10 protein-coding genes, 1 tRNA gene and 1 pseudogene are annotated in these 9,820 nt (G+C 70.5%); 8 read left to right on the top strand and 4 right to left on the bottom strand.

Annotated features, from left to right (window positions below; all coding sequences use genetic code 11):
• The 4 genes and pseudogenes from DEIPI_RS38985 to DEIPI_RS0105055 form a co-directional block, all read left to right on the top strand.
• Positions 1 to 184 (top strand): annotated as a pseudogene (locus DEIPI_RS38985) (16S rRNA (cytidine(1402)-2'-O)-methyltransferase); the annotation flags it as partial.
• 16 nt (positions 185 to 200) lie between these two features.
• A complete protein-coding gene (pfkA, locus tag DEIPI_RS0105045) occupies positions 201 to 1,166 on the top strand; it encodes a 6-phosphofructokinase (protein ID WP_027481057.1) in 966 nt (321 codons plus the stop codon).
• 149 nt (positions 1,167 to 1,315) lie between these two features.
• The gene (locus DEIPI_RS0105050) at positions 1,316 to 2,476 is read left to right on the top strand and encodes a deoxyguanosinetriphosphate triphosphohydrolase (RefSeq protein ID WP_027481058.1); all 1,161 of its coding nucleotides are present in this window, start codon (positions 1,316 to 1,318) and stop codon (positions 2,474 to 2,476) included.
• A gap of 63 nt (positions 2,477 to 2,539) precedes the next feature.
• Positions 2,540 to 2,616: transfer RNA gene (locus DEIPI_RS0105055), tRNA-Ile, on the top strand.
• 49 nt (positions 2,617 to 2,665) lie between these two features.
• Here DEIPI_RS0105055 and DEIPI_RS0105060 read toward each other — a convergent pair.
• The 3 genes from DEIPI_RS0105060 to DEIPI_RS38990 are packed head-to-tail and all read right to left on the bottom strand — an operon-like array spanning position 2,666 to position 4,637.
• Positions 2,666 to 3,247, bottom strand: coding sequence for a Uma2 family endonuclease (locus DEIPI_RS0105060; protein ID WP_027481059.1), 582 nt, complete (start codon positions 3,245 to 3,247; stop codon positions 2,666 to 2,668).
• Between the two features lie 45 nt (positions 3,248 to 3,292).
• Positions 3,293 to 4,318 (bottom strand): MBL fold metallo-hydrolase, encoded by a 1,026-nt coding sequence (locus DEIPI_RS0105065; protein ID WP_045233676.1) that lies wholly within the window; start codon positions 4,316 to 4,318, stop codon positions 3,293 to 3,295.
• Positions 4,319 to 4,340: 22 nt separating this feature from the next.
• Positions 4,341 to 4,637 carry a hypothetical protein gene (locus DEIPI_RS38990; protein WP_045233677.1) on the bottom strand — a complete coding sequence of 99 codons (297 nt, stop codon included), beginning with the start codon at positions 4,635 to 4,637 and terminating at the stop codon, positions 4,341 to 4,343.
• 191 nt (positions 4,638 to 4,828) lie between these two features.
• Here DEIPI_RS38990 and fdhF point away from each other — a divergent pair, with 191 nt between their 5' ends.
• Genes fdhF through DEIPI_RS0105085 form a run of 3 tightly spaced genes read left to right on the top strand, consistent with a single transcriptional unit; the run spans position 4,829 to position 9,143 of the window.
• A complete protein-coding gene (gene fdhF, locus DEIPI_RS0105075) occupies positions 4,829 to 7,825 on the top strand; it encodes a formate dehydrogenase subunit alpha (RefSeq protein WP_027481061.1) in 2,997 nt (998 codons plus the stop codon).
• A complete protein-coding gene (locus DEIPI_RS0105080; protein WP_027481062.1) occupies positions 7,825 to 8,316 on the top strand; it encodes a helical membrane plugin domain-containing protein in 492 nt (163 codons plus the stop codon). The genes fdhF and DEIPI_RS0105080 overlap by 1 nt, the downstream gene beginning before the upstream one ends.
• Positions 8,313 to 9,143, top strand: a complete 831-nt coding sequence (locus tag DEIPI_RS0105085) for a formate dehydrogenase accessory sulfurtransferase FdhD (protein ID WP_027481063.1) — start codon at positions 8,313 to 8,315, stop codon at positions 9,141 to 9,143. Before DEIPI_RS0105080 ends, DEIPI_RS0105085 begins: the two co-directional genes overlap by 4 nt.
• On the opposite strand, the gene DEIPI_RS0105090 is transcribed toward DEIPI_RS0105085, so the two are convergent.
• Positions 9,134 to 9,403 carry a hypothetical protein gene (locus tag DEIPI_RS0105090; RefSeq protein ID WP_027481064.1) on the bottom strand — a complete coding sequence of 90 codons (270 nt, stop codon included), beginning with the start codon at positions 9,401 to 9,403 and terminating at the stop codon, positions 9,134 to 9,136. The genes DEIPI_RS0105085 and DEIPI_RS0105090 overlap by 10 nt on opposite strands.
• 180 nt (positions 9,404 to 9,583) lie before the next feature.
• Here DEIPI_RS0105090 and DEIPI_RS38995 point away from each other — a divergent pair.
• The coding region (locus DEIPI_RS38995; protein ID WP_027481065.1) for a hypothetical protein at positions 9,584 to 9,820 on the top strand (237 nt) is incomplete at its 3' end.

Genomic DNA, 9,820 nt, shown 5'->3' on the forward strand with positions numbered 1-9,820 from the left:
CCACCCCGGAACGCCCGAGGGCGAGGGGACGGACTTCCGCGCGCTCGCCGAGCGGCTCGCGGGCGAGGGCCGCGAGGTGCGCGACATCCGCGCGTTGCTCGTGCAGGCCGGTTTGCGTAAGAATGACGCTTACAGCCTGGCGCTGGCCGTGACGCGCGAAGCGGGCACGGACGCGGACGCCTGACAGGAGAAGGAACATCATGAAGCGAATCGCAGTGCTCACCTCCGGCGGGGACGCGCCCGGCATGAACGCCGCCGTCCGCGCCGTCGTCCGGACCGCCACCAGCCAGGGCGTGGAGGTCGTCGGCGTCCGTCGCGGCTTCCAGGGCCTCCATCAGGGCGACATGCGCATCCTCGGACCGCGCGACGTCGCCAACACCATCCAGCGCGGCGGCACCATCCTGCTCACCGCGCGTTCCGCCACGTGGCGCACCCCCGAGGGCCGTGCGAAGGGCGCGGCGCACCTGCGCGACCTGAACGTGGACGGCCTCATCGTGATCGGCGGGGACGGCAGCTTTCACGGCGCGCACTACCTCTACGAGGAGCACGGTATCGACGTGATCGGCATTCCCGGCACGATCGACAACGACCTGTACGGCACGGATCACACCATCGGCTACTTCACCGCCGTGGAGACGGCGCTGGACGCCGTGGACAAGCTGCGCGACACCGCCGCCAGTCACGAGCGCATCTTCGTCGTGGAGGTCATGGGCCGTCACGCGGGTCACATCGCGCTCGACGTGGCCGTCGCCGGGGGCGCCGAGGAGGTCTTCCTCCCCGAGGACGAGAAGCCCGTCACGGACGTCGTGCAGGTCATCCAGGACAGCGTCGCGAAGGGCAAGGCGTCGAGCATCATCATCGTCGCGGAAGGCTACCCGGGCGGCGCGATGGGCGTCAGTCAGGCCATCGCGGAGGGCACGGGCCTGGAGACACGCGTCAGCATCCTCGGGCACATCCAGCGTGGCGGCTCGCCCGTCAGCAGCGACCGTATCCTCGCGTCGCGCCTCGGCGAGGAGGCCGTGCGCGCCATCCTGGAAGGCCGGACGGACGTCATGGCGGGCCGCGTGAACGGCGAGATCGTCTTCACGCCCCTGCACGAGACGTGGGAGAAGCGCAAGGACGTGAGCCGCTCGCTGTACAGGTGCGCCAAGACCCTCAGCATCTAGGAGCGGTCAGCGGTCAGTGAAGCGGGGCGTTCCTCCTCGGAACGCCCCGCTTCCTGTTCGGGCTCGTCCCGACGACCACCGCCACCGAGCCTCGACCGCTGATGGCTGACGGCTGACCGCTGACGGCTCCTCGCTGCTAGCCTGAACGCATGCTCTTCACCCGTGACCTCCTGCTCCAGCGAGAGCGGCAGTCCCTCGCGCCCTACGCGACCTTCTCGGACGAGACGCGCGGGCGCCGCTACCCCGAGGAGGAGAGCCGTTACCGCGGCCCCTACCAGAAGGACCGCGACCGCGTGCTGCACACCACCGCCTTCCGCCGTCTGGAGTACAAGACGCAGGTCTTCGTGAACTACGAGGGCGACTACTACCGCACGCGCCTCACGCACACCCTGGAGGTCGCGCAGGTCGCGCGGTCCGTCGCGGTGGCGCTCGGCCTGAACGAGACGCTCGCGGAGACCGTCGCGCTCGCGCACGACCTGGGGCATCCGCCTTTCGGGCACGCGGGCGAACGCATCCTGAACGAGATCATGCGCGACCACGGCGGCTTCGAGCACAACCGTCAGAGCCTGCGCATCGTCACGAAACTGGAGGAGCGCTACGAGGGCTTTCCCGGTCTGAACCTCACCTGGGAGACGCTGGAGGGCATCGTGAAGCACGAGACGCTCTACGATCAGCCCGAGACGCGCGACATCCCCGAGTACGAGCCGAACTGGCGGCCCGGCCTGGAAGCGCAGCTCGCGAACGTCGCGGACGAGACGGCCTACAACGCGCACGACCTCGACGACGGCCTGCGCAGCGGCCTCATCACGCCCCGCGACCTCGAAGGGCTGGAGATCTGGGACCGCTTCGTGCGCGAGCTCAGGCTCGATCCGGCGCACATCACGGAGAAGGAACGGCGTGTCCTCATCCGCGAACTGCTCGGCTGGATGATCACGGACCTCATCGAGGCGAGCGAGCGGCGCCTGCGGGACGCGGACGTCCGCACCCTCGCGGACGTCCGCACGCACGACCGCCTCCTGATCGGCTACAGCGACGAGGCCCGTGGTCTCCTGATGGACCTCAAGCGGTTCCTCTTCGCGAACCTCTACCGTCATCACCGCGTCGTGCGGCAGGTGCACAAGGCCGAGCACTTCCTCACGAGCCTCTTCGCGGCGTACTGCAAGCAGCCCGCGATGCTGCCGCCCGGCGTCCGCGCCGGCGAGCGGCAGCACGGCATCGAGCGGGCCGTGTGCGACTACCTCGCGGGCATGACCGACCGCTACGCGATGGACGAGTACCGTCGCCTGTACGACCCCTACGTCCGCACCTGAGCCCTCACCCCGGGCAGGCGTTGACACTGCCCGCATCCTTTGCTAACCTACGTACCGCTTTGAGCGGGAGTAGCTCAGCTGGTTAGAGCGCACGCCTGATAAGCGTGAGGTCGGCAGTTCAAGTCTGCCCTTCCGCACCAGAACAAGAACCCCGGTGACCGCCGGGGTTCTTCCCTTTGCCTGACCCCTTCAGACCGGCACGCCCGTGTAGACGTCGTCGAGGCTGAGCGTGTGTCCCAGGCAGGGCAGGTCGACGGTGCCGCTGCTCGCGAGTTCCTGCAGCTTCCACGTCCGGCCCTGGCGGTGGTAGGCGTACACGCGCCGCTCGTGCTGCTCCACGATGAGGTACGTCTGGAGGCTCGGCAGGGCCGTGTACGCCTGGTACTTCGCGTGGCGGTCGTTGCGGACGGTGCTCCTCGACGTGACCTCCACGAGCAGGCAGGGGGCCGTCTCGTAGGTGTCGGGGGCGTCGGGATCGGTGGGACCGCAGACGACCATGACGTCGGGGTAGTAGAAGGTTCTCGCACCCTCGATGTAGAGCTTCATGTCCGACGAGTACACGAAGCAATCCGTACCCTGCGCCCGGGTGCTCAATTCACGCGTGATGTTCACCGTGATGCGGACGTGGTTGCGGCTCGCTCCCGCCTGCGCACGCGTGGTGCCGTGCAGGGGGTAGACGAAGCCGCCCACGTACTCTCGCTTGTACGGGCTGGTTTCCTCCGTGCGGAGGTACTCCTCGACGCTCATCGGTTTGAAGACGGGCGCGCTCATGCCTCCATCGTAGCCCGCGCCCCCGCCACCGAACGGCGACCCGGCTCAGCTGCCGCGCGCCGCGAGCTGCGCCATGTGGTGGAACGCCAGGGCGCGGTCGAGGGGCTTCACGGGCGTCTCGGCGCGGCCACCCGCGCGGCTCATCGTGAGGAGGTTGATGTACACCCGCTCGGGGTTGTCCCAGGCCGCGAAGGGCGACGCGCGGAACTCTCCTGAGTCCAGGAAGGCGCGCGCCGCCTCGTGCGGCGGGAGGCCCCGCGCGAGCAGCGCGCCGCCCGCGCGGCCCAGCAGGTCGAAGTACGCGTCGAGCAGGCGCACCTCCTCCTTGCCGCAGACGGGGCCGTGACCGGGCACGTAGACGTCGGCGTCCAGCGCGAGGAGCCGCGCGAGGTGCGCGCGCCAGGTGGTGATCGGGCCCGCCCACATCACGGGCGTCACGCCGACGAACAGCAGGTCCCCGGCGAACACGACGCCCGCGTCGGGGACGGTCACGACGCTGTCGCTGGACGTGTGCGCGTGCCCGTACTCCTCGACGCGGACCCTTCGGCTCCCGACGAGCAGGTCGAGGCTGCCCGTGAACGTCCTCGTGGGCGCGGCGGGCCGGACGCCCGTGAAGTCGAAGGGCGCGAGGACGTCCGCGACGAAGTCCCGTGTCCGCGCGGCGGAGCGTGGCAGGGGAACCCCGCGCAGGGCGCGCGTGAGCCGCTGGAACGCGACGAGGCTGCCCGGCGTCTCGTGGAGGGCGTCGCGCGCGGCGCGCTCGGTCATCACGACCTCGGGGGCGCCCACGAGGGCGTTGCCGAAGATGTGGTCGCCGTCCGCGTGGGTGTTCACGAGCGTCGTGATGGGCGCGTGCGGCGCGGCCGCGTGGACGGCCTGCAGGAGCCGCAGGGTGAGGTGCGCGTCCCACTGCGTGTCGATCAGCAGGGCATGATCGCCGCTCACGACGAGCCCGGCGTTGCTCTCGCTCCACGAGCCGTTCGGGGTGAGGTAGGCGTGGACGCCCGGCGCGACCTCTCGCAGGCCGGGCTCGAAGCGGGCGGGCTGACCGTGTGGGGTGAGGGCCGTCACGTCCCGGAGGCTACCAGACCCGTCAGGGCTCCGCGTCCTCGTTTCCGGTGCGGGACTGCCCTCGCGCGTTGGTGCGCGGGTCGGTCGGGTCGAGGCTGCCGCCCGTCGTTTCGGACGTGCCGGTCCCGTAGGGGCTCGCGCCGCCGCTCGCCTGGCCGTGCTGGGTGTGATCGTCCTGCTGGTCGGGGGATCTCGTGCCGCCGCGCAGGTTCGTCATGTCGGCCCCGAAGGGGCCCTCGGCGTCCCCGTGACGGTGGGAGAGCGCCTCCTGGTCGGGCGGTTCGGGCGTCCTCTGGGGTCGGTCGTGATCCTCGGGCATACGCGTCCTCCTGTCGGTGGTGTCGCACTCAGGGTAGGGTGGGCGCACGTGAGGCCCGTCCGACCCGGATGGAGGAGCGGGCTGCATGGACGAAGTCTGAACGTCCTCGCATCCGGCGCGCATGGTCCGCGCGCGAGGTTAGGTGCATCCGATTCCCGCGCCGGGCACGCCCGGACCCCTGGAGGTTCCCCTTGAGTCAGGATGTCCACGTGACCGTGAACGGCGCGGCGTTTCCCGCGCGGGTCGGCGAGCCCCTCGTCGACGTGCTCAACCGGAGCGGGGTGAGCCTGCCGCAGGTGTGCTATCACCCGCAGCTCGGGCCGATCCGGACGTGCGACACCTGCCTCGTGGAGGTGAACGGGGAGCTGGTGCGCGCCTGCGGGACGCCCGTCGCGGAGGGTCTCGCGGTGCGGACGGAGACGACGGCGGCGCGGGAGGGGCGCGCGGCGGCCTTCGACACGATCCTCGGCAATCACCTGCTGTACTGCACCGTCTGCGACAACAACAACGGCAACTGCGTGGTGCACAACACGACGGCCCTGCTGAAGGTGGAGCATCAGGTGACGCCGTACCACCCCAAGCCGTACGAGAAGGACGAGACGAACCCCTTCTATCGGTACGATCCGGATCAGTGCATCCTGTGCGGACGCTGCGTGGAGGCCTGCCAGAACCTGCAGGTGAACGAGACGCTGACGATCGACTGGGAGGACCCGCATCCGCGTGTGCTGTGGGACGGCGGCAAGCCCGCGGGCGAGTCGAGCTGCGTGAGCTGCGGGCACTGCGTGAGCGTCTGTCCGTGCAACGCGCTGATGGAGAAGTCGATGCTGGGCGAGGCGGGCCTCATGACGGACCTGCCCCTGCCGGTGTTCGGGTCGGCGGTGGATCTCGTGAAGGCGGCGGAGCCCAGCGTGGGGTACGGGCCGATCCTGCAGATCTCGGAGGCGGAGGCGGCGACGCGCGAGGGCAGCATCGAACGGACGAAGACGGTCTGCACGTACTGCGGGGTGGGCTGCAGTTTCGAGGTGTGGACGAAGGACCGTCACATCCTGAAGATCGAGCCGACGCACGGCCCGGCGAACGGCGTGTCGACCTGCGTCAAGGGGAAGTTCGCGTGGGATCACGTGAGCAGCGACAGGCGGCTGACCACGCCGCTGATCCGTGAGGGCGACGGCTTCCGCGAGGCGAGCTGGGACGAGGCGATCTCGCTGATCGCGCGGCGCTTCACGGAGGTGCGTGAGCGGCACGGGCCGGACGCGCTGGCGTTCATCGCGTCGTCGAAGTGCACGAACGAGGAAGCGTACCTCATGCAGAAGCTCGCGCGGTCCGTGGTGGGCACGAACAACATGGACAACTGCTCGCGCTACTGCCAGTCGCCCGCGACGATGGGCCTGTGGCGCACCGTGGGGTACGGCGGGGACAGCGGCAGCATCCACGACCTGGAGCGCGCGGGCCTCGTGATCGGAATCGGGACGAACACGGCGGAGTCGCATCCGGTCCTCGCGACGCGGGTGAAGCGCGCGCACAAGCTGCGCGGGCAGCGCCTCATCGTCGCGGACCTGCGCGAGCACGAGATGGCGCGCCGCGCGGACCTGTTCGTGCGTCCGAAGCCGGGGACGGACTTCGTGTGGCTCACGGCGGTCGCGAAGTACATCCTCGACGAGGGGCTGGAGGACCGGGCGTTCCTGGACCGCTGGGTGGAGGACGAGGCGGAGTTCCGCGCGAGCATCGAGCCGTACACGCTGGCGCACGCCCAGGAACTCACGGGCATCCCGCAGGAGGACCTGCGCCGGATCGCGCGCGAGATCGTGGAGGCCGACGGCACCTGCGTCATGTGGGCGATGGGCGTGACGCAGCAGTGCGGCGGCAGCGAGACGAGCACCGCGATCAGCAACCTGCTGCTGGTGACGGGCAACTACATGCGGCCCGGCGCGGGTTCCTACCCGCTGCGGGGGCACAACAACGTGCAGGGCGCGTCGGACATGGGGGCCATGCCGAACTTCGTGGGCGGCTACCAGAGCGTCGACGACGAGGCGGTGCGCGCGAAGTTCGAGGCGAGCTGGGGCACGCCGCTCCCGAGCAGCAGGGGCCTCGACAACCACGAGATGGTCCACGCGATCCTGGAGGGCACGCTGCGCGTGATGTACCTCAAGGGGGAGGAGATGGGCATCGTGGACTCCAACGTGAACCTCGTGGAGGAGGCGTTCGAGAAGCTGGAATTCTTCGTGGTGCAGGACATGTTCTTCTCCCGCACGGCGCAGTTCGCGGACGTGGTGCTCCCGGCCAGCCCGAGCCTGGAGAAGGACGGGACCTTCACGAACACGGAACGGCGCATCCAGCGGCTCTACCGGGCGCTGGAACCGCTGGGGGACAGCCGTCCGGACTGGCAGATCATCCAGATGATCGCGAACGCGATGGGCGCGAACTGGACGTACGAACATCCGGGGGACGTGATGGACGAGATCGCGAGCCTCGTGCCGCTGTACTCGGGCGTGACGTACGAGCGGCTGGAGGGCTTCCGGTCGCTGCAGTGGCCGGTGCTGCCCGACGGGAGCGACACGCCGCTGCTGTTCACGGAGGGCTTCCCCTTCCCGGACGGGAAGGCGCGGCTCTTCCCGGCGCGGTTCGTGCCGCCCGTGGAGGTGCCGGACGCCGCGTACGACCTGCACTTCAACAACGGCCGCATGCTGGAGCACTTCCACGAGGGGAACATGACGTTCCGGTCGGCGGGCATCACGAGCAAGGTGCCGGGCACCTTCGTGGAGGTGTCGCCCGAACTGGCCGAGGAGCGCGGCGTGACGAGCGGGCGTTTCGTGCGGCTGGTGTCGCGGCACGGGGCGGTGCGGGTGCCGGTCCTCGTGACGGACCGCGTGCGGGGCCGTCAGCTGTACATGCCGATGAACACGCCCGACGCGCGGCAGGCCGTGAACCGCCTGACGGGCAGCCACACGGACCACTCGACGCACACGCCCGCGTACAAGGACACGGCGGTGCGGATGGAGGTGCTGCCCCAGGAGGGCGAGAGCCCGCTGCCGCGCACGAACCACCGCTTCGGTCGTCCGACGCCGCAGCGTGGCGTGGAGGTGGAGCGCAAGTGGCGCCGCGCCGACTACCGCTTCCCGGGGACCCGCGCGGACCGCTCGGAGGTGGCGCGCGCCGCGTCGCCGGAGACGACGGGGGGAGACGACTGATGGCGAAGCCCGTGGAGTTCGACCCGCGTGACCTGCTGCCCACCGCGCGCGAGCGGGTGGAGGCGGGCACCGAGGAGAGCGCGGACGCGCTGCTCGAAGCGCTGGAACTGCTGCGCGAGCTGCACGAGCACCGCGTGCTGCACACGCTCGTGCGGGTGGTGCGGGGCGGGGAGGGCCTGACCTTCCACGCGCTGGAGATCCTCAACGAGCCCGGCAGCGTCCGCGCGATCCGCAACGTGCTGGAGCTCGTGAAGGCCCTCGGGAGCGTCGATCCGGGCGGGCTGGAGACGTTGCGCGGCGCGCTGGAGGCGGGTGTCCGCGAGGGCGCGCGGCGGGTGGAGGCCGGGGAGCGGGCGGGGCTGGGCGAGCTGCTTTCCCTCGCGCGGGATCCGGACGTGGGGCTCGCGCTGGGCGCGGTGCTGGGGGTCCTCAGGGGGTTCGGGCGGGCGCTGCGTGAGCGTGACACCGCGCCGGACGTGCCGCACACGTGAGGCGCGAGGTCGTCACCTTCGACGGCGGGGAGGTCACGGTCCGGCCTGACGACCTCGCGAGGGAGGAGCCGCTGGAACTGCGCCTCGTCGAGGAGGACGGCCCCGAGGAGGCCCTGATGGTGACGATGCGCACGCCGGGTCACGACGGGGAGCTCGTGCTGGGCCTGCTGCGCGCCGAGGGCGTGATCTCGGGGGCGGCGGACGTGCTGGACCTGCGCGCGTGGTCGGAGGGGGACATGACGCTGGAGAACGTGGTGCGGATCAGGCTGCGTGACCCGGCGCGGGCACGGGAGGTGCTGGTCCGCGCCATCGTGACGGGCAGCGCGTGCGGGGTGTGCGGGTCGGGCAGCGTGGAGCGCCTCGCGCTGCGCGCCGCGCCACCCGTGTGGAGCGGGCCGCCGCTCGCGCCGGACCTGCTGTGCGCGCTTCCCGTCGCCCTGCGGGAGGGGCAGGCGCTGTTCGGGGCCACGGGCGCGCTGCACGGCGCGGGCCTGTTCGACGCGTCGGGCCGCTGTCTGGTGGTCCGCGAGGACGTGGGGCGGCACAACGCCGTGGACAAGGTGGTGGGGTGGGCGCTGGCGCGCGGTCTGCTGCCCCTGTCGGATCACGTGCTGGTGGTGAGCGGCCGGGTGGGCTTCGAGATCACGCAGAAGGCGCTCGTGGCGGGCGTGGCGGTCGTGTGCGCGGTGTCGGCGCCGTCGAGCCTCGCGGTGGAGGTGGCGCTGGGGTTCGGCGTGACGCTGGTGGGCTTTGTGCGGGGGAAGCGCTTCAACGTGTACGCGGGCGCGGAGCGGGTGGCGCTGGGTGCGGCGTCCGTTCAGCCCTGACGGGCGCGGAAGGAGTGGTCGAGGAAGCTGAGGCGTTCACGGTGGTAGGTGAGGAGCAGATCGTCAAGGCGGGCACCGGGACGGCCGAGTTCGACGATTTCCTCGGGGCGGGCGTCGCGTCCGGCGACCCCCTCGGCGAGGGCCTGCAGGAGCGTGGGCAGGCGCGCGTCCTCCTCGGTGCGGCCTCGGTGTTCGAGGAGCTGTCGAAGTTCCTCGGCGATGCGTGCGTTCGTTCCGTAGAGCCAGGTGGTGGCCGACACGTGGACCTCCAGTCAGTTGCCTCAGGGTACTCAGCTTCCTCTTACAGATTTCTTATCTTGTTCCATGTGGCCGTCTCGCTCTTGCATCGGGTTCGCTCACACATGGAAGAGAAATGAGAATAAATGAAGGCGGGATCATATTGTGGGGCCACTCCTGATGAAGCAGAATGGAGGTCACCCATGCGCACCTCCTCCCGTGGTCTCCCGCTGCTCCTCACGGCCCTGCTGCTCACGGGCTGCCCCGCCAGGGACGCCGACGGTACGACGGCCCCCGTCAGCCAGACGGCCGACACCACCCCTGCCACCGAGCCCACGAAGCCCGCGTCCACGCCCCACGTCACCCCCTCGCCCGAGGTGGCCAGGGCGGCGTCCGCACGGGCGTCCGAACCCGCCACCGAGGCCGCTCCCCTCTCCTCC

It is taken from the genome of Deinococcus pimensis DSM 21231 (genome assembly GCF_000519345.1).
GTDB lineage: Bacteria > Deinococcota > Deinococci > Deinococcales > Deinococcaceae > Deinococcus_A > Deinococcus_A pimensis.